Origin of the sequence: Pedobacter jamesrossensis (genome assembly GCF_042650905.1) — a bacterium.
Taxonomy (GTDB): Bacteria; Bacteroidota; Bacteroidia; order Sphingobacteriales; family Sphingobacteriaceae; genus Pedobacter; species Pedobacter jamesrossensis.
Window position 1 is genome coordinate 25652 of record NZ_JBHSBY010000009.1, and the last position, 20091, is coordinate 45742.

Annotated in this window: 16 protein-coding genes; 12 read left to right on the plus strand and 4 right to left on the minus strand. The window is 33.7% G+C overall.

The features are described from left to right. Positions 1-65 precede the first annotated feature (65 nt). Complete coding sequence (locus ACFOUY_RS01500; RefSeq protein ID WP_378958672.1) at positions 66-1013, plus strand: lipid A deacylase LpxR family protein; 948 nt, start codon at positions 66-68, stop codon at positions 1011-1013. A gap of 52 nt (positions 1014-1065) precedes the next feature. Here the strand turns inward: ACFOUY_RS01500 and ACFOUY_RS01505 are convergent, their stop codons facing one another. Beyond that, complete coding sequence (locus ACFOUY_RS01505) at positions 1066-2091, minus strand: MAC/perforin domain-containing protein (RefSeq protein WP_378958673.1); 1026 nt, start codon at positions 2089-2091, stop codon at positions 1066-1068. A gap of 121 nt (positions 2092-2212) precedes the next feature. Continuing rightward, the gene (gene arfB, locus ACFOUY_RS01510; RefSeq protein ID WP_378958674.1) at positions 2213-2620 is read right to left on the minus strand and encodes an alternative ribosome rescue aminoacyl-tRNA hydrolase ArfB; all 408 of its coding nucleotides are present in this window, start codon (positions 2618-2620) and stop codon (positions 2213-2215) included. Positions 2621-2782: 162 nt separating this feature from the next. On the opposite strand from arfB, the gene ACFOUY_RS01515 reads away from it, so the two are divergent. The 6 genes from ACFOUY_RS01515 (at position 2783) to rpsA (ending at position 10321) form a co-directional block, all read left to right on the plus strand. Continuing rightward, a complete protein-coding gene (locus ACFOUY_RS01515) occupies positions 2783-3568 on the plus strand; it encodes a hypothetical protein (RefSeq protein ID WP_378958675.1) in 786 nt (261 codons plus the stop codon). 31 nt (positions 3569-3599) lie between these two features. Beyond that, the gene (gene cmk, locus ACFOUY_RS01520; protein ID WP_378958676.1) at positions 3600-4280 is read left to right on the plus strand and encodes a (d)CMP kinase; all 681 of its coding nucleotides are present in this window, start codon (positions 3600-3602) and stop codon (positions 4278-4280) included. A 48-nt stretch (positions 4281-4328) separates the two neighbouring features. Beyond that, positions 4329-5159, plus strand: a complete 831-nt coding sequence (locus tag ACFOUY_RS01525) for a 3-keto-disaccharide hydrolase (RefSeq protein WP_378958677.1) — start codon at positions 4329-4331, stop codon at positions 5157-5159. Between the two features lie 64 nt (positions 5160-5223). Then, positions 5224-6705, plus strand: coding sequence for a TPM domain-containing protein (locus ACFOUY_RS01530; RefSeq protein ID WP_378958678.1), 1482 nt, complete (start codon positions 5224-5226; stop codon positions 6703-6705). 138 nt (positions 6706-6843) lie between these two features. Further along, positions 6844-7833, plus strand: coding sequence for an SH3 domain-containing protein (locus ACFOUY_RS01535; protein WP_378958679.1), 990 nt, complete (start codon positions 6844-6846; stop codon positions 7831-7833). Positions 7834-8386: 553 nt separating this feature from the next. Continuing rightward, positions 8387-10321, plus strand: coding sequence for a 30S ribosomal protein S1 (gene rpsA, locus ACFOUY_RS01540; protein ID WP_378958681.1), 1935 nt, complete (start codon positions 8387-8389; stop codon positions 10319-10321). A gap of 66 nt (positions 10322-10387) precedes the next feature. On the opposite strand, the gene ACFOUY_RS01545 is transcribed toward rpsA, so the two are convergent. Beyond that, positions 10388-11110 (minus strand): glycosyltransferase family 2 protein, encoded by a 723-nt coding sequence (locus ACFOUY_RS01545; protein ID WP_378958682.1) that lies wholly within the window; start codon positions 11108-11110, stop codon positions 10388-10390. 119 nt (positions 11111-11229) lie between these two features. Here ACFOUY_RS01545 and ACFOUY_RS01550 point away from each other — a divergent pair, with 119 nt between their 5' ends. Beyond that, complete coding sequence (locus ACFOUY_RS01550; protein ID WP_378958683.1) at positions 11230-12897, plus strand: beta-N-acetylhexosaminidase; 1668 nt, start codon at positions 11230-11232, stop codon at positions 12895-12897. Here ACFOUY_RS01550 and ACFOUY_RS01555 read toward each other — a convergent pair. After that, complete coding sequence (locus ACFOUY_RS01555; protein WP_378958684.1) at positions 12894-13295, minus strand: thiol-disulfide oxidoreductase DCC family protein; 402 nt, start codon at positions 13293-13295, stop codon at positions 12894-12896. The two genes, ACFOUY_RS01550 and ACFOUY_RS01555, sit on opposite strands and share 4 nt — an antisense overlap. Positions 13296-13643: 348 nt before the next feature. Here ACFOUY_RS01555 and pyrR point away from each other — a divergent pair, with 348 nt between their 5' ends. The 4 genes from pyrR to ACFOUY_RS01575 all read left to right on the plus strand — a co-directional run bounded on the left by pyrR (position 13644) and on the right by ACFOUY_RS01575 (position 20087). Further along, entirely contained in the window at positions 13644-14189 is a 546-nt protein-coding gene (gene pyrR, locus ACFOUY_RS01560) for a bifunctional pyr operon transcriptional regulator/uracil phosphoribosyltransferase PyrR (protein ID WP_316764003.1), read from the plus strand. Between the two features lie 7 nt (positions 14190-14196). Next, entirely contained in the window at positions 14197-15126 is a 930-nt protein-coding gene (locus ACFOUY_RS01565) for an aspartate carbamoyltransferase catalytic subunit (protein WP_378958685.1), read from the plus strand. A gap of 232 nt (positions 15127-15358) precedes the next feature. Further along, entirely contained in the window at positions 15359-18385 is a 3027-nt protein-coding gene (locus tag ACFOUY_RS01570; protein ID WP_378958686.1) for a tetratricopeptide repeat protein, read from the plus strand. A gap of 4 nt (positions 18386-18389) precedes the next feature. Continuing rightward, entirely contained in the window at positions 18390-20087 is a 1698-nt protein-coding gene (locus tag ACFOUY_RS01575; RefSeq protein WP_378958687.1) for a hypothetical protein, read from the plus strand. The last annotated feature ends 4 nt before the right edge of the window (positions 20088-20091 follow it).

Consider the following 20091-nt stretch of genomic DNA (forward strand, 5'->3'; position numbering starts at 1 on the left):
CTTGGATTAATTATATCATTTACAATAGATACTTTTATAGTCCCGATAAACATCGGGACTTTTTTATGAAATCGATTTTAACTTTTCTTTTGCTTTGTTTTATAGTTGATGCTGCAAAAGCACAAAACTTTAAAAACGAATTCGGTTTCAAAACCGAAAATGATGCATATCTGGCAACTCTAAATGATAGATACTATACGAATGGTTTGTTTATCTATTATCGCAGCGCAATAAATCCAGACCAATTTGCCGAAAATATCGAAAAGAAAACTTTTGAAATTTCTGCTGGACAGAAAATATACACTCCATATTGGGGAATGGTGGAAAAAAAAGAAGATCAAGACAGACCTTTTGCAGGTTATTTATATGCTGGTGCAGCCTACTCTGTTTTCTACAAAAAGGAAAGTGTGCTTAAAACAAGTATTGAAATCGGAACGGTTGGCCCTAATTCTTTAGCTGAAGATGCACAGAAATTTCTACATAAAACAGTTGGTTTTTACACACCTGCCGGCTGGGAATATCAAATAAAAAATGAAGTTGCTGTTAACCTATCAGGAAATTACAGTAAGCTTATCCATCGCTCTAGTGATAATGCAGTAGATTTTAGTGGGCAAGGCTATGCAAATTTAGGTACAACATTTAACGGTTTTGGTGCTTCTGTTTTATTTAGAGCCGGGAAATTGAACCAGTTATTTAATAGTGCCTACCATAATGCAGTTATTGGAGATGCAAAAACGAAAAGTTTAAACAATTCCGAATTCTTCTTTTATGCCAAACCTCAGTTAAATATTGTTGCTTATGATGCAACTATACAAGGAAGTCTCTTTAAAAATGATAGTCCGCTAACTTTTGGCGTTAAACCGATAGTTTTTGAGCAACAATTTGGAGTTAATTACAGCTCAAAAAGATTTACAGCAGATTTTAATGTAATTTTTAAAACAAAAGAAGTTAAAAGTGTTGCCAAAGCGCAGAATTACGGAGGCTTGAGTTTGTATTACAGATTTGGGAAGTAATTAGGAATATTTTATATGGGATGAGTTGAATCATCCCATATAAAAATATAAGTTAATTCGTCAGTTTCATTGCCTTAACTGCAAAATATTGTTCTAAATAAGCTTTAACCTCAGCTTTTTTAACCTTGTCATCGATAAAGTTATAAATTGGAACAAGGCCCTCATTTAAAACACCCATAAACCTTGCCTTATCTTCTGTGGTAGTGGAAACCCAATTGGAAATATTTAAAAATGTTCTATCATTAATTTTTTGTGTTTCCAGTTTTCGAATGTCTCCACCTATTGAGCTATAATAAACTTTTGCAGAAGAATTTTTATGTAAATTAATTAATTTTACATCATCTAAACTCCCACTAAACAGACCAAATGCTCTTTTTAGGGCATAATTAAAACCCTCATTACTAATTTCCTCTTTGTTTTCACCTAAGGCTTCTGCCTGATAAATAACATCAAATTTTGCACCTACATTTAAGCCAATTAAAATGTGAGTACCATATTTTTTAATCAGGTTCTCGGCATTCAATAAATTCACATCTTGTTTAAATTGGTTTGATAAGAAATTATTGACCGATTGATCATAATAAAACCTTAGTGTTTTTCTAATCATGTAAAAAGAATAGTATCCGTAAATATATTTTTTATCAGTTACAGCTGCACCAGGAAATGCTTCGATTAGTGTATTTGCAAATAGTCTTAAACCTTTTGTTTCTTTATGGGAATTTGAGAATTTCTCTGATAAATCTACTGCATTTTTAGCGACAATAGTTGTCCAAGAAGACTTAGTACCCAAATTTAAACTAACAGTATGCAATGGATCAGCATCAAAGCCTGGCATATCAACCACATTTGCCCTGATAGAACTTTCACTATTAAAGTTTTCTGTAGCATCATAACCGTAACCTAAATAATTATATAAAGTAGATGATGGATAAATGGCTTCAGTTTCTTTTGTAGCCCCTGTTACTGCCAATGGTATATCTGGCGATAAAGGTTTAATAGGTTCAATAATTTCATCGGAATTCTTCTTGCAGGAAGCAAGAAGAACCAATACGGCCAGCGTTAATAGAGTTTTTTTCATGTTTTTCATTTTTGTGTGTATCCAAACTTAATCAATCAACTCGAAAATTAGTTACATCGGAATAAAGCTTTCGATAAACAACTCGCAACGTACTGAAATACAAAAAAAATAAGAAACTACTCTAAAAATCGGGCGTGAATCTGTTTTTTTTCTTTTCAGAAACAGCCGCCTTACTTTTAAGTCGCTTCTCTATTACTCTTTTCGGTATTTTGGTAGGTTTTCTCTTTTTCTGTACAACAAGAGATTTCTTAATAAGCTCGATTAACTTAATAACCGTTTTTTCCTTATTTAGAAGCTGACTTCTATCTTCCTGAGAAACGATATGGAGTAACCCTTCAGAATCTAATCGGTTTTCTAATCTTAATTTTAAAAGTTCCTTTTCATCATCATTTAAAAAATCGGCTTCACTTACATTAAAAATCAGCTCAACCTTGCTCGAAACTTTATTTACATTTTGACCACCCTTCCCTCCGCTTCTTGAGGTTTTAAAGGTTACACTTTTTAAAATTTGTTCTCTATCTGGTAACATTAGTGCAAAATTTCGTCTTATTTAAAACGCCAAATATATCTCGAAAAACGATAACAAAAAATGTTAAATTTGCCATCTATCAATTTATAGATTTTGTTTATTCATTCAGAAATTTTAACTTCATAAAATCAATCTAAATAAGCTTTGAGCTAAAAACGTCCCATGACAATAAATACTTTCGGTAAAAAACTTCTACGTTTTTTAAAAACAATTCTATTCCTAGCTATTTGCATCATCTTTTTATTCTTCTTACTCTGGACATTCTGCTACTCTTTACATATTTTTTATGTGTTAGCATTAACTTTAGTTTTAGCAATAGTTGCATTTTTCCTTCAAAAAAACAGAAGGTTTATTACTATATTATTATGCTCTGGTTTTCTAATTTTTCTCTTATCAACTCCATATAATCTTAAACAGTATAATCGGCATGCAGAAGCTTTTCAAGCTCAAATAAATAAAGGCTACCATTTAAGATTCAAAGAAAAGGCTGCAATATATGGCACTTTGCTAATTATAACTGTTGGCGACATTATTCCTTTTCCCGAAGCCAGCATTCAAAATTTTTATCTTTTATTCCCTAAAGAAAGTAAAACGAGAATTTTTTATGATGGTGATTACCTAAGTGCTCCAGATATTCAGGCCGTAATCAATAAAAAAGGTAAACATCAGGTTGAGTGGAATAAATGGGGAGAACGCTTTAACGGTAATTTTAGATTTGCAGCAGCTTTTGACCCTTGTACATTAGAAATTGTTGATGATGGTAATCAAAAAAAGGCAACACTTATAACATATTTCCATTACCGTAAAAATTACACCACTTTTAATGCAAATCATGTTCTTGGGGGCCTATTTGCCTTTAGAATTGATGAGGGATTATTTTGGTATTTACAGCACGAGGGTTGGCTACATCCTTATAACTCGGTTTGGATTGCAAAATTCGACAAATAAATTCAGTTAGGTTTTTTACCTTTGCTGCACAATGAAGAAAAATTTAGTAATAGCTATTGATGGCTATTCATCTTGTGGAAAAAGTACGCTTGCAAAAGCATTAGCTAAAAGATTAAGTTTCATTTATATAGATAGCGGAGCAATGTATCGTGCCGTAACTTTATATTTTTTAAGAAACCATATCGATATTAATAATGATGCCAAAGTAACTGACGCTTTAAAACACATTGAACTAAATTTTCATGCACGAGATTATGAATCTCACATTACCTTAAATGGCGAAGAAGTTTCTGACGAGATTAGATTAATGCCTGTTTCTGAGAACGTAAGCGAAGTTTCTGCACATAAAATTGTTCGCCATGAAATGGTAAAACAACAACAACGCATGGGTAAATCTAAAAACATTGTAATGGATGGCCGCGATATTGGCACAACGGTTTTCCCTGATGCACCAGTAAAGTTTTTTATGACGGCTGACCCAAAAATCAGAGCGGAGAGAAGGTTTAAAGAACTAGAAAGTAAAGGGAATAATGAAACTACTTTAGAAGAAGTATTCGAAAACCTTGCACACCGTGATTATGCTGACACAACCCGAAAAGAAAGTCCTTTAGTTAGAGCAGAAGACGCAATAATTCTAGATAATACAAATTTAACACAAGAAGAACAACTTGCATTCGCTTTAGAAAGAGTACAACCTTTTCTGAATAATTAATTATAGGGTTAAATTTATTTCATATTTTTAGCATCTAACCCTAATTATATGAAACATAAAATCTTCTCGATACTAGCGGTATTATTTTTATTTATTTCTTTGCAGGCTAATGCTCAAAAAGGTTGGATAAATCTTTTTAACGGAAAAGATTTAAAAGACTGGAAAGTTAAAATTTCCAAACACGACCTTAATGATAATTATGCAAATACTTTTCGCGTAGAGAATGGATTAATGAAAGTTAGTTATGATGGCTATCAGAATTTCGATCAGCAATATGGGCATATCTTCTATAAAAAACCATTTTCTGCTTACCTGTTAAAAGTTACCTATCGCTTTGTTGGCGAGCAAGCAAAAGGTGGCGAAGGCTGGGCATTAAGAAACAGCGGCACAATGTTGCATTGCCAGGCTCCAGAAACAATGCTTAAAGATCAGGATTTCCCAATCTCCATTGAAGGGCAAATTTTAGGTGGCGACGGCGAACATGAGAGGCACACAAGTAATGTATGCACGCCTGGAACTAACATTTTTTTCGATGGAAAACTATTTACTCAACACTGTTTAGATTCTAAATCCAAAACCTATGCCGGCGACCAATGGGTTACAGCAGAATTTTTAGTTTTAGGCGATTCTGTAATCAAACATATTATAGAAGGTGAAGTTGTTTTGGAATATACTAAACCACAAATTGGAGGTGGTAATGTTTCAAATTATGATCCGAAAATTAAAGTTGATGGAAAACCATTAAAATCTGGTTACATCTCATTACAAAGCGAAAGCCATCCCATTGAATTTAAATCTGTAAAACTTTTTGATCTAGAAGCTTACATGAAGGATAAAACCAAGCTAGATAAAGTATTGTTAAAAATACTAAAAGAATAAATATTGCCTCATGTAGAACAGCCACTAAAAACCACATGTTGTTCTTCATAACAATAATCTTTAAATGAAAAATATATTCTTCTTTTTATTCCTCTTTGCGGGTTTAAATAACTACGCTCAGAAAAAATATACCGTTGATGAGATTCCAGATCCAAAAAAACTTGGACAAGATTTCTATGTTAGCGATCCGGATGGTATTCTTAATAATGTAGATTCGCTAAATAGGCTGATTACTCGAATTGAAAAGCAAACTAAAACAGAAATCGCCGTAGTAATTGTACACGATTTTGATTCTAATTTAGATGAATTTGAATTTGGGATGCAATTGTTTAGAAAATGGGGAATTGGCAAAAAAGAGGTTAACAATGGATTGCTTTTGTTTGCATCGATAGATAGAAGGAATTACCGTTTTATTACTGGTTACGGTTTAGAAGGCTTATTGCCAGATGTAAAGTTGAAACACATTGCAGAAAGAAATCTTCTACCTGCATTTCGAGCACAAAATTACGATGAAGGCATTGCAAATTCATTAAATGCAATTTCCGATTTTTTAAATAACCCCAATAATGAAAGCGAGATCCAATCGCTAATTGCAGACACCAATAAAAGCAAGACCGAATGGAAAGACCCAGCAGTTTATTCAGTTACGATTATTGTAATTTTTGTATTTGCATTTATTTTCATCAGAAAAAAGCTACCTACTTATAAAAGTAAAAAAAACAAAACAACCATAAATAATTATGATAAAACCATGGCTGGGGGCTGTGGTGGGTTATTTTTCTTTCTTTTCATCTCTTTCTTTGTTTGGGCTTTTGTATTTGATTTTAAAAGTATAAACATCGGTTTTAAAAATGTGCCAATAATACTTTATATAGTATTATCTATATTTCTTTTCTTTAGGTATTTAGGCGCTTTATCCACATTAAGAAAAGCACATGTCGATGATGAAAACTTCTTCAATGCAGCAAAAGATTTAAATAAAAAAGTTTGGCCTCTCGCTGTACTCTCTCCTCTGGTTTTATTTGGGATATTGAGAAATTCTAAAGTCAGAAGTAATTTAACACCAAGATTTACACCATTATTAGATAGTAATAAAAATAGCATGATTCGTGTTGATAGAGATATTAATATCGAAGGAAAACCATTTTTAAATCGAGGTCAGCGTAAAGAAGAAGTACTTTTTGTATATGACTATGATATTTGGGAAAGTAAAAATCATAAAGAACATCAAATAAAAGCTTGGCCAGCAGAAAATTTCAATGATTATAGTGAATGTCCTAAATGCAAATTTAAAACTTTATCAAAGCCAAAAGTAGAAACAATTAGAAGAGCTACTTACAGCAATAAAGGCGAGGGAAAAGAAATTCAAGAATGTGCTAATTGTAACCATGAAATCTTTATAAAAGCAGTAGTGTTGGCTATGTTGGTAGAAAGTTCTTCATCAAGTAGCAGCAGTAGCTCTTCTTCTAGTGGTTCATCATCATCAAGCAGCGGAAGTTGGGGTGGCGGAAGCAGCGGCGGTGGCGGTTCTGGTGGAAGCTGGTAGTTACTTTTGTAATTAAAAATCCTTCTATTCTTTTTAAGGCTTATTAAAAGTATTTCCTAATTTTGATGTTCTTTAGCACGATGTTTGCTTCTAGCGACATTGTAAAATATTTAACCTGCTTGCAGAATCTTAATAATTATGAATAAATTTTTCTTTCTAATAATCGCTCTTTTTATATTCTCAAACCGTGTAAACGCTCAAGATTTATACCGCGTTACCGCAGATAAGCTAAGAGTTAGAGCGGATAAAGACACTAAAAGCAGGGTAATTGGTAACATTACTCAAAATGAAAAGCTTACTGTATTAGATGCCAGTGATGCTAAATTTTATAAAATTAAACTTAAAAACGGAGAAGGCTGGGTAAGTAAAGATTTTTTAGAAAAAATTGCAGCTCCAGCTAAACCGACCACACAACAATCGAATACTACACAACCTTCAGCTGGCAGCACTACTACAACATCAACAAGTAATGATATTTATCGAGTAACTGCTGATAATTTAAGGGTTAGAGAAAAAGCAGATCCAAAAAGTAAAATTGTAGGCTATTTGCCAGAAAATGAAAATGTTGCAGTTTTAGACTCTACAAATACCAGTTTTTTTAAAATTAAAGTTACCAATGGCGAAGGTTGGGTAAGTAAAGAATTTCTTGTTAGAATTTCTCCCCCATCAAAACCAATTGTAGCAAAAAGTACTGTTTCAGCATCAATCCCACAAACAGTTGGAAACTATTCTAACATTATATTTTTTGCAGTTGTTGCATTAATATTAATTACCATCTTATATTTCTCTTTAAAATATGCCAGTGGAAACAAGTTTCTAATTGCATTTGCAACAATTGTAATTCTGATAATTGGCTACTTCTGCTTTATCACTTTTGTTAAAGAGAAAACAGTTTCGGGCACATTTGCAAGCAACGAAGATATACAATATAAAACCTTCAACTTTAAATCGAAAGATTCTGTAACCGTTACCGATGCTTATAAAGATTCCATTTTCACTTCCAAATATGTTATTGATGGGGAAATGATTAAATTATACGACCAGCAAAATACCATTATGCTCCTTATTAGAGATGACAAAACCTTAATCGGCGAAGGTTTTACAAGGGGGACATTTTCTAAAAAATAGGTAAATATCTATTTTAATCACCAAACGTTCCTACGGAACGAAATCGAAAAAAACATTTTTTTTCTACCCATGAATCGTCCCAATGGGACGATAAACATGTAACAGTTTTTATATACCAAATTCGTCCCATCGGGACGATTCATGGGTAGCCAACATAATACGGCATCAAATTTTATTTCGTTCCAGCGGAACGTTTGGTGGATTCAAAGCTGAAAGCCGAAAATCATAAACCCGATAGTAGCGGCAGCCCGAGCTTTTTCGCGAGGCTAAAGCGAATAACGGGACTGTAGTTTCAGAAGAATTATTGAACGCTCATTTTCAAATCACATTTAAAATGTGAAAGAAACACTCCACCCTATAGGCACCCCCTTTGAAAGAGGGGAATTACAAAACGCTATTTTCTGTACCAAACTTGACACTTGATACTAAATACTTGATACTAATTTCTAATAACCTTAAAATCAGCAACATTTATTAAAAAAATCTTTCTCATTATTAAAAAAAGTTTTACCTTTGCAGTCCCTAAATAGGGAAAAAAGGAGATAATTAATTAATGGCTAAAAAACAAGTAGCAGAAAAAGAATTAGCAGCTAAAACAGCTGAACTTCAGGGAGAAGGCGGACGCCTAACTGAAAAAGAAACTATTGAATCTGAAGCAGATTCAGTTTCGATCGAATCGATCAAATCATCATTAGCAACACCAACCGAAGATTTCGATTGGGATGCAGATGAAAAAGTTTTCGGTAATTACAATGATGCAGACCGTAAAAAGTTTGAAGATATGTATGCTGGAACCTTCAATCAGATCACTAAAGGTGAAATCATTAGCGGTATCGTTGTTTCAATTAACAACAAAGATGTAGTATTAAACGTTGGTTTTAAATCAGACGGTTTAGTTTCTACTTCAGAATTCCGTGATACACCAGATTTAAAAATCGGCGATTCAGTTGACGTATTCGTTGAAGCACCAGAAGATGCTAACGGTCAATTGATCCTTTCTCGCAAAAGAGCTAAAACCCAAAGATCATGGGAAGCAATTAACGAGGCTCTTGAAAATGATAGAATCATCAACGGTTTCGTTAAGAGCCGTACTAAAGGTGGTTTAATTGTTGATATCATGGGCGTTGAAGCTTTCTTACCAGGATCTCAAATTGATATTAAACCTATCCGCGATTACGATGTATACGTGGGTAAAACAATGGAATTTAAAGTTGTTAAAATTAACCATGAGTTTAAAAACGTAGTAGTTTCTCATAAAGTGTTAATTGAAGACGATTTAGAAAGCCAAAAAGTAGAGATCGTTTCTAAATTAGAAAAAGGTCAGGTATTAGAAGGTACTGTTAAAAACATTACAGATTTCGGTGTGTTCATCGATTTAGGTGGTGTTGATGGTTTACTTCACATTACTGATATTTCTTGGGGCCGCATAGAGCATCCAAAAGAAGTATTATCATTAGATGAAAAAATCAACGTTGTTGTTTTAGATTTCGATGATGAGAAAAAACGTATCGCTTTAGGCTTAAAACAATTAACTCCACACCCTTGGGAAAACTTAAGTGCCGACATTCAGGTTGGTTCTAAAGTAAAAGGAAAAATCGTAACTGTTGCAGATTACGGTGCTTTCTTAGAAATTATCCCAGGTGTTGAAGGATTAATACACGTTTCTGAAATGAGCTGGTCACAAAACTTAAGAAATCCACAAGAATTCTTAAAAGTTGGTGATGAGATCGAAGCTGAAGTTTTAACTTTAGATAGAGACGAACGCAAAATGAGCTTAGGTATTAAACAATTATCTAACGATCCATGGCAAGAAGTTGCTGCTAAATTCCCAGTTGGAAGCAAGCACCAGGCAACTGTTAAAAACATGACTAACTTCGGTGTTTTTGTTGAAATCGAAGAAGGTATTGATGGTTTAATTCATATCTCTGATTTATCTTGGTCTAAAAAAGTAAACCACCCTAACGAATTCACTAAAGTTGGTGATGTATTAGACGTTGTTGTTTTAGAACTTGATGTTGATAACCGCAAATTAAGCTTAGGTCACAAACAATTAGAAGAAAACCCTTGGGATACTTTTGAAACTATCTTCACTTTAGATTCAGTTCACCAAGGTACTGTTGTTAAAGTAACTGATAAAGGTGCTGTTATTGCTTTACCATATGGTGTAGAAGGTTTCGTACCAACTAAACACATGGTTAAAGAAGATGGTACTTCGGTTAAAGCTGAAGAAACTAACGACTTCAAAATTATCGAGTTTAACAAAGAGGCTAAACGCATCGTTGTTTCTCATGCTCGTATTTGGGAAGAAGTTAAAGCTGAAGCGGTAGCAGAAGAAAGAGCGACTAAGAAAAAAGAAGCTAAAGCATCTATCACTGCAGTGAAAAAAGTTAAAGATTCTGTAGAGAAATCTACTTTAGGAGACTTAGACGTATTGGCTCAATTGAAATCGCAATTAGAAGGCGAAGAAAGCAAAGCTAAAAAAGGCTAGTTCTTTTTAACTGATAAATTTAAAAGCTCCCGATGAAAATCGGGAGCTTTTTTTGTGTTGAATTAATTATTTAAACCTTGCTGTTATGAATTTAAAATAGAAATATGGAAACATTAAAGGATTATCATTTTTAAGATGTTTTTTAATAGCATTATGAAGATTCTGCCCTAAATTTATGGTAGTTGTTTTATTCAATCCATCTGAATGGAATACTCCGAGTGTCTTGTCAATTTTAACTAACTTAAATCTTTGATATGCTTTAAGTAAAAACCATATATCCATTGAATAATGATCATCAATTGGAAAATCGCCAATAAGTAACTGAACATTACGTTTATAAAAATAGCTCACCGGATTGTTTGGGAATAGATTTAACCAATATTGCAGTACTTTCTTATAACTGATAGATGGTATTCTTAAGGAACTTTTATTTCCGCTTTTAAAAATCAAATTTCCAACAACAATATCTGCATTCTCGTTATTTTTAAATGCTAATTCTATAGTATTAAATGCTTCAGGCAAAAACTCATCATCTGCATTTAGATAAACAATTACATCACCAGAACTCATTCTAAATGCTTTGTTCATTGCATCTGATTGTCCATCATCTTTTTCTGATAGAAACTTGATATGCGTGTATTCTTTAACAATAGATAGCGTATCATCAGTTGAAGCACTATCTACAATTATATGCTCAAAGTCTTTATAATTCTGAATTAACACACTTTTAATGGCTCTTTTAAGATATTTACCAGAATTAAAAGATGGTGTAAGAACACTTATTTTCATATTAACAGGAACAGATTTTATTAAAATACACCAAATACGCAGCCAAAATTAATGTATATATTGCCAACTTTAATGGGAGAAGTTTTTTATTATTTTTGAAAAAGGAAAACCGAGTTATTATGAATAAGATTATCTTTTTGTTTTTATCAATTGCCTTTAGCTTAAATCTACAGGCACAGGAAGTAAATATTATACCCCAACCTGCGTATTTAAAAATAGAAACAACCAAGAAACCATTTTTGTTAGATGCTAAAACGCAAATTGTAGTAATTGATTCTTCACTGAACAATTCAGCAATTTTTTTAAATAATTATCTTCAAAATTATTTCAATCTAAAACTTAATATCACTACGATTACTCCGCAGAAAAACTATATCAATCTTAGTTTAGATGCAAGCGTTAACGAGTTCGATAATGCTTACGTTTTATCATCTATTGAAAATGGATTATCTATTGTTGGTACTTCACAATCAGGAGTATTTTATGGAATTCAATCACTTATTCAATTATTACCCACTGCTAATGCAAATCCAATAAGTATACCATTTGTTAACATTGTCGATCATCCCCGATTTGATTATCGCGGAATGCACCTTGATGTGAGCCGGCATTTTTTTGAGGTAGATTTTATAAAACAATATATAGATTACTTAGCCCTTCATAAAATGAACTATTTTCATTGGCATTTAACCGATGACCATGGCTGGAGAATTGAGATAAAAAAATACCCAAAGCTTACAGAAATTGGCGCCTGGCGTAATGGAAGCATTGTTGGCTTATGGCCAGGCAAAGGCAATGAGGGAATGAAATATCAGGTTTCGACAACTAATGTTAATATTACGCCAAAAGATGCCGTTATTAAAACGGATGGCATTCGCCATGGCGGTTATTATACACAAGAACAAATTAAAGATGTGCTTGATTATGCGGCCAAACGATACATCACTATCATACCAGAAATTGAAATGCCCGCTCACAGTATGGCTTTACTTGCCGCTTATCCTGAGTTGGGGACAGAACCCAACAAAAAATATGAAGTAGCGCAAACTTGGGGAATGATGAATAAGTATAATAATGTATTACAAGCTTCTGATACAACTTTTAAATTTTTAGAAAATGTTTTAACCGAAGTTATGGATTTATTCCCGTCGAAATACATTCACATTGGTGGCGACGAAGCATCAAAAATTTGGTGGAAACAATCGGCAGTTTCGCAGCAAATCATGAAAGATAATGGCTTGAAAAACGAAAGCGAATTACAAAGTTATTTCATCCGCAGAATGGAAAAATTTGTAAACAGCAAGGGCAAAACTATTATTGGTTGGAACGAAATTTTACAGGGAGGTTTAGCACCAAATGCAGTAGTAATGAGCTGGCAAGGTGAAAAAGGTGGTATTGAAGCAGCTAAGCAAAACCACAAAGCCATTATGACACCCGAAAGCAAAATGTACTTTAATCATGGTCAATTTATTAAAGAAGATAGTTTAACAGCGAGCAAACCATCATTACTTGTAGATGTTTACAATTATGAACCAATTCCGGCAGAGTTAACTGCAGAACAAGCGAAATACATTTGGGGCGGACAAGGTTGTTTGTGGAGCGAGTACATTACTAATCCAGCTAAAGTTCAATATCAACTATTCCCACGATTAGATGCTTTGAGTGAAATTTTATGGAGCCCAAAGGAAAAACGTAACTATCCAGATTTTATAAATAGATTAAAAACACAGTTTAAACGATACGATTTGATGGGCATTACCTACTCCAAACGGTACTTGGAAAATTAATTGTAAAATTTGCTTTTTAATTCTGGTGTTGGCACCCAACAACTTTCCTGCTTTCCCCACCATTTATAGCGGTTTTTAGCAATAATATCGTAACCCCAATCGCGAAGAAATTTTGGTACAATTATAAAACTATATAGCAATGGCCAAAGTCCGTTTAGTTTTTTAGCTACTCGTAATGCTGAAGAAGATTTGGTATAAAGCTTCCCGTTTTCCAATAACAATGTCGAGTTTAAGTTTTGAAGATTTACATTAAATTTCGGCAAAACTTCTTGCGCATATTCACCTTGCAAAGCGCTGAATTTGAAGTAATTTTCTTTATCGTGTTCAATTACGAACTGAACCGAGGCATTACAAAGATTACAAACCCCATCGAAAAAAATTACTGGTTGAGCTTTCATTATGAGTGTAAATTTAAGCTTTTAACATTAATAAACTAAACCTGACAGCAGCGGAAATACTTTTTTAATTTCTTACGAAAAAGATTGTTATGTCTTTCCTTAACGCAATGATGAAAATGGAGTGCATAAAAGGAGTTAAAAAAGATTGCAGCGAATGGCAGGACTACCGAAACCGATGAACACAGAAACCTGCTTTACTAATTTTAAAATTGAAGAATTAATTTCATCTGTTAACATTTGAAAATATAACAATTTAACAATCAAACAATTCAATAATTACCTTTACAACTTTTCACTTTCTACTTTTTACTTTCTACTTTTTACTTATATTTGCCCAATCCTTCTTCAATGCAAAAGAAAACACTTCTTGACGGACAAAAAATTCAGATTACAATTAAGAGGCTCTGCCATCAATTAATTGAAAACCACGACGATTTCGCGAATACCGTTTTAATTGGCATTCAGCCGAGAGGACCGTTTTTAGCCGACAGAATTCAAACTGAGCTTCAGGGCATTTTAAAAAGCAAGAAAATTTTAAAGGGAAACCTCGACATTACTTTCTTTAGAGATGATTTTCGTCGCAAAGATGGCTTGGTAACAGCAAGCAGCAATTCGATAGATTTTATAATCGAAGGCAAAAAAGTCATCTTAATCGATGATGTACTTTGGACTGGCCGAACAATTAGAGCTGCGCTTGATGCTTTGCTTGCTTACGGACGCCCAGAGAAAGTTGAACTGCTGGTTTTAATTGATCGTAGATTTAGCAGACATTTACCAATAGAACCAGATTACATTGGTTTACAGGTAGATAGTTTAAACTCGCAACATGTTAAAGTTACCTGGGCAAGTGAAGGAGCAGAAGACAAGGTTTTATTATTATCAGATAAGCAATAAATAAAAAATGGCAGCAGACAAACTATCAACCCGACATCTTTTAGGCATTAAAGATATTAACCGGAATGATATCGAATTGATTTTCGAAACTGCAGATAATTTTAAGGAAGTGATTAACAGGCCGATTAAAAAGGTTCCTTCACTTCGTGATATTACCATTGCCAATATTTTCTTCGAAAATTCTACCCGAACTAAACTTTCTTTCGAACTTGCAGAGAAAAGACTTTCTGCTGATGTTGTAAATTTTGCAGCTTCATCTTCATCGGTAAGTAAAGGTGAAACGTTAATTGATACGGTAAACAACATTTTATCGATGAAAGTTGATATGGTTGTAATGCGCCATCCATACGCCGGAGCTGGTCAGTTTTTAAGCCGACACGTTAAAGCCCAAATTGTAAATGCAGGCGATGGTGCACATGAACACCCAACACAAGCTTTACTCGATGCTTTCTCAATTCGCCAGAAACTTGGCGATGTTGCTGGCAAAAAAGTGGTTATTGTTGGCGATATTCTACACTCGAGAGTTGCCATTTCCAACATACTTTGTTTACAACGCTTGGGTGCAGAGGTAATGGTTTGCGGTCCAACAACATTGATTCCAAAGCACATCCATCAACTAGGTGTAAAGGTTGAACATAATTTAATTAAGGCTTTAAATTGGTGCGATGTTGCGAATATGCTCAGAATACAATTAGAACGCCAAGATATTAAATATTTCCCCTCGCTAAGAGAATACGCCATGATGTATGGCCTAAACAAACAAATTTTAGATAATCTGGATAAAGAAATCATCGTTATGCACCCAGGCCCGATTAATCGTGGCGTGGAGATTACCAGTGATGTTGCAGATAGCAAGCAATCTATTATTTTAGAACAGGTTGAAAATGGAGTGGCCGTTAGAATGGCTGTACTTTATTTATTAGCTAGTCAAGGATAAGCTTAAAGTTAAAACTGTTAATAATTACTTTAAATCAACTTATACCAATTCGAAAATCCCTTCGTTAAACTTGTGTTATCAACAGATGTTAATTACTTCTGTTGATAAGCATAGATACTATTTATAATTTAGTACCAACCATATTTGAAACCGATGGAATCATTGTAATCTACGCGAATCAGTAAAAGCACGATTATAATAGCTTCATCAACAATGAAAAAGATATATACTAATGAAAAATAATTACTTACTAATTCCGCTATTTTTAGCAGGAAGTTTTAGCACCTATGCGCAGGTTAGCGCTGTGCAAAACCTCAATAAAAACTATCAAACGGGCTTAGAATTATTAGACAAAGAGAAATATACTGCCGCCTCGCAGCAATTTAAACTTGTTGAACAACAGCGTTTTAAACCAGCTTCTCAATCAGAAAGCAATGCCGAATTAACTTTATTAAAAGAAAATGCAAAATTCTACGCAACAGTTTGTGCTTTAGAACTAACCAATAGCGATGCGGAGAGTTTATTTCAATCATTTATTCGTGACTATCCTTTAAATCCTAATACAAAACTTGCATACTTTTATGTAGGTAAAACATATTTCAACCAAAAAAACTACGAAAAAGCTTTAGAATGGTTCGAAAAAACTGATCCTTCTACCCTTTCGGCAAAACAAAGAAATGAGTACCAGTTTAAACAAGGCTATTCATATTTTCAGTTAAAAGACTATGATAAGGCCGAACCTCTTTTCGAAAAAGTTAAAAAAGAAGAAGGTGAGTTTCAGGAAAGCGCTACTTATTACTTTGCTTACATTAATTACTTAAACAAAGAATATAAAACAGCGTTAGCAAACTTCGAGAAATTGAAAGGCTCGCCAACTTATGAGGCGAGTTATCCTTATTACATTACCTCGATGTATTATCTGGATGAGCGTTATGATGATGTAATCAGTTATGCTATTCCTGCAATGGCAAAAACCAAACAACAATTCGAACCTGAAATGTTAAGCTTGGTTGCAGCTTCTTATTTCGCAAAATCAGAGTTTAAAAATGCTGAAAAATACTTTGCAGAGTTTTATGCTAAAGATAAAAGTGAAACAAAAAACAATTTATTTATTTACCAATACGGCTATTCACTCTTTCAAAATAAAAAATACAAAGAGTCTGTTGCTGTTTTAGAAAAACTAAATACCGATGATGTTTACCTTCAAAATGGTATGCATACTTTGGGTAAGGCTTTTATTCAACTTGGAAATAAAGAGAAGGCACAAAGTGCATTTTTTCGTGCTTCGCGTTTAGATTTTGATAAAATTATTCAGGAAGAATCTTGGTTAAACTATGCTAAATTAAGTTATGAGCTAAATTTCCATCAGCAAGCTTTAGAAGCTACACAAGGTTTCTTAAAGCAATTCCCAAAATCAAAAAAAATTAATGAGGCCAAAATTTTATTAGGCGAGGTTTTACTAACCACTAAAAATTACCAGGCAGCGGTTGATATTCTTGAACCAATTCCTGATAAAAATTTAGAAGCTAAAGAAGCTTATCAAAAAGTTACTTATTTCCGTGGGTTAGAATTTTATAATGAGCGAGCTTTCCCTAACGCATTATCTATGTTTTTGCGTTCAGATAAATTCCCAGAAGATAATGAGATTTACGCATTGAACACTTATTGGAAAGCAGAATCGATGTACGAGCTTCGTAAATATGGCGAGGCCGTTTCTACATTCGAAAAATTCTTAAAAATGCCAGATGCTGATAAAACAGGTGTTTACAACTTTGCAAATTATGCTTTGGCTTATTCTGCTTTCGAAGATGAAAAATACAGCAAAGCAGCAACTTATTTCGAACGCTTTTTAGCTGGAAACGATAAAGACCAAAAAACAATTGATGATGCAACCATTCGTTTAGCCGATTCATATTTTGTGAATAAAAATTATGGCGATGCGATGAATAATTACAATAAAATTATCAATCGTAAAACTAGTGCTGAGGATTATGCCATTTTCCAAAAAGGGATGATTCAAGGTTTGGAAAACCAATACGATACAAAAATTGCAACAATGCAAAGCTTGTTGCAGAAATTCCCTAACTCCAATTATGCAGATGATGCAGGCTTTGAAACCGCTTATACATACTTTAATAAAGGCGATTTAGAAAAATCTAAAACAGATTTAGTTGGCTTGGTGGCGAAATATCCTCGTAGTAGTTACGTTCCAAAAGCTTTGGTTACAATTGGTTTGGTTCAGTATAACCAAGACCAGGACGATGCCGCTTTAGAATCGTTCAAAAAAGTAATTCGCGATTACCCAAGTGCCGATGAAGCTAAACAGGCAATGGAATCTATCAAAAACATTTATGTTGACAAAGGCGATGCTAACGGTTTTATTTCTTACGCTGGCACCACGCCACTGGGCAATTATTCCAATGCAGAGCAAGATAATATCGTATTTGCAGCTGCAAACACTTTATACTTAAAAGGTGATGCAAATGGCGCCTTACAAGCAATAAATGCATATTTCGATAAATTCCCTAAGGCTATTCACGATAAGGAAGGTAAGTTTATCAGAGCAGAATCTCTAGTAAAACTTGGTCGTCCTGAAGATGCAATTGCAGATTATGAATACATTTTAAATGATTGGACAAGTGATTATACAGAACGTTCATTATTAAGTATTTCTAAAGTATTTCTTGACCAGAAAAAATATAACGAAGCAATTGTTTATCTGAAACGCCTGGAAACGACCACCGATTACAAAGCACATTACGGCTATGCGATTAACAATTTGCTAAAAGCTTACACGGCGCTTAACTCTGCTGACGATATGATTAAATATGCTCAGCTGACTAAAGAATCTGAAAAAGCATCAGAAGAAGAAAAAAATAGTTCTGGTTTATATGCCGGTAAAGCTTATTTATTAAAAGGTGATACCACCACAGCTGTAAAAGAATTTAAAAATGTGGTTGCAACAACTAAAACAATTGCGGCTGCAGAAGCAAAATATAACCTTGCATTCTTAGAATATACTAAAGGAGATTATAAAACCTCATCAAAAACGTGCTTCGATTTAGTTAACAATATGGCATCTTACGATTATTGGGTAGCAAAAGCTTTTATCCTTTTATCGGATAACTATGTCGCCTTGAAAGATAATTTACAAGCGAAAAGTACGCTTTTAAGTATCATCGATAATTATGATAACAAAACGGATGACATCATCCCGACAGCAAAACAAAAATTAGAAAAATTAAACCCGAAGAAGTAAAATCATGAAGTCGATTAAATATATATATAGCTCATTGTTTTTTCTTGCTGCAGGTTTAGTAACTGTTCAGGCACAAGAGAAAAAACAGGAAGAGAAAGCAACAGTAAGCGAAGAAATTGAAGTTGTTCGTCCTTACAAACCAATATTAGCCGAGGCAGTAAAGTTAAGAAGAAGTCCTAATTTGGATGATGTTAAAACTTACAAGGCCAAGCTTAATTATAGTGTTACCGATAGAAAACTGGAGATTAACAGCGATATCCAGAAATTACAGGCACAGGCATTGGTTGACGAAAAGCAAAGCGAATTAATAAACAATTATGTTAAAGGTGGTTTTGGTTCTTTATCAACTTTACTTGGCGAAGTTTATATAAACATGGGCCGCGACCCGGCGTTACAAGTTGGGGGATATTTTAAACATTTCAGTCAGGAAGGCAAACTAAATAAACAAAATAGTAGTTCGCAGCAGTTAAGTGTTTTCGGTCGTAGTATTATGGATCAAAATACGGTAAGTGGCAGAATTAACTTTGAACGTAATGGAATACACTTTTATGGTATCGATGATGCCCGCCCTACTTTAAATCCTAATCCACAGAAACAAGCTTTAACATTATTAGAAGCAGAAGGTGAATTAGTGAAGAATTTTAAAGAAGATGAAAATGATTTCAGCTACGCTTTAAAAGCAAACGGTTACCTTTGGAATGATAGTTTTAGTGCTAAAGAAAGTTACTTAACCTTAAATGGATATTTAAATAAAAGAATCAGCTCTTTGAATTTAGGCTTAGCGGCATCAACTGAATTTGGAACTACAAAAGATTTAACAACCAGCGTTGGCAACAACTTATTGCGCTTAAATCCTTATATCCGCTTGCAAGTTAAAGGTGCAAAAGTTACAGCAGGAATTAACTTTGTTCAGGAATTTGGTGCTTATAGCAGTTCTAGAATATTTCCGGCAGTTACAGCAGATTTCACTTTAATACCTGATTATTTACAGGTTTTTGGAGAATTAAAAGGTGATGTTACCCGTAATTCGATGAAAGGTTTTACTGACGAAAATCCATGGCTAAACAGCAGTATTGTGGTTAAAAACACAGTTGAAAAACTGAGTATCAGCGCTGGTGTTAAAGGAACCGGCGGACCAGGTTTTGGCTATAAGGCTCGTTTCTACATAAAACAAGTTGAAGATATGCCTTTGTTCGTTAACAACTTTACCGATTTTAACAAGTTCGATGTGATTTACGATTTTGGAACAGCAAAAATTACTGGTTTAGAAGGTGAAATTTCCGTTCAGGTAAGCGATGCTTTAAAATGGACTGGTAAATTAAATATTGATGATTATAAACCTGCCCAGGAAACTTATAGTTGGTTTAAACCTGGTTTAAAAGTAAGTTCGAACTTTGTTTACACTTACAACAAAAAACTAAGCTTTAATGCAGCTGTTGTTATTCAAGACGATATAAAAGCAAAGCTGAATACTTCAGCTCCGGTAGCTCCTTCTCAATATTTAATTCCGAACCCAACAATAGAATCTATTGTTACTCTTAAAGGATTTGTAGATTTAGGTTTAGGTGCAGATTACCGCATTAATAATAAATTCTCTGTTTTTGCTAAGGCGAACAACATCTTAAACAAGAACTATAACAGATATTTATTTTACCAAGTAAATGGCTTCAATATATTTGGCGGACTAACGTATTCGTTTTAAGCAC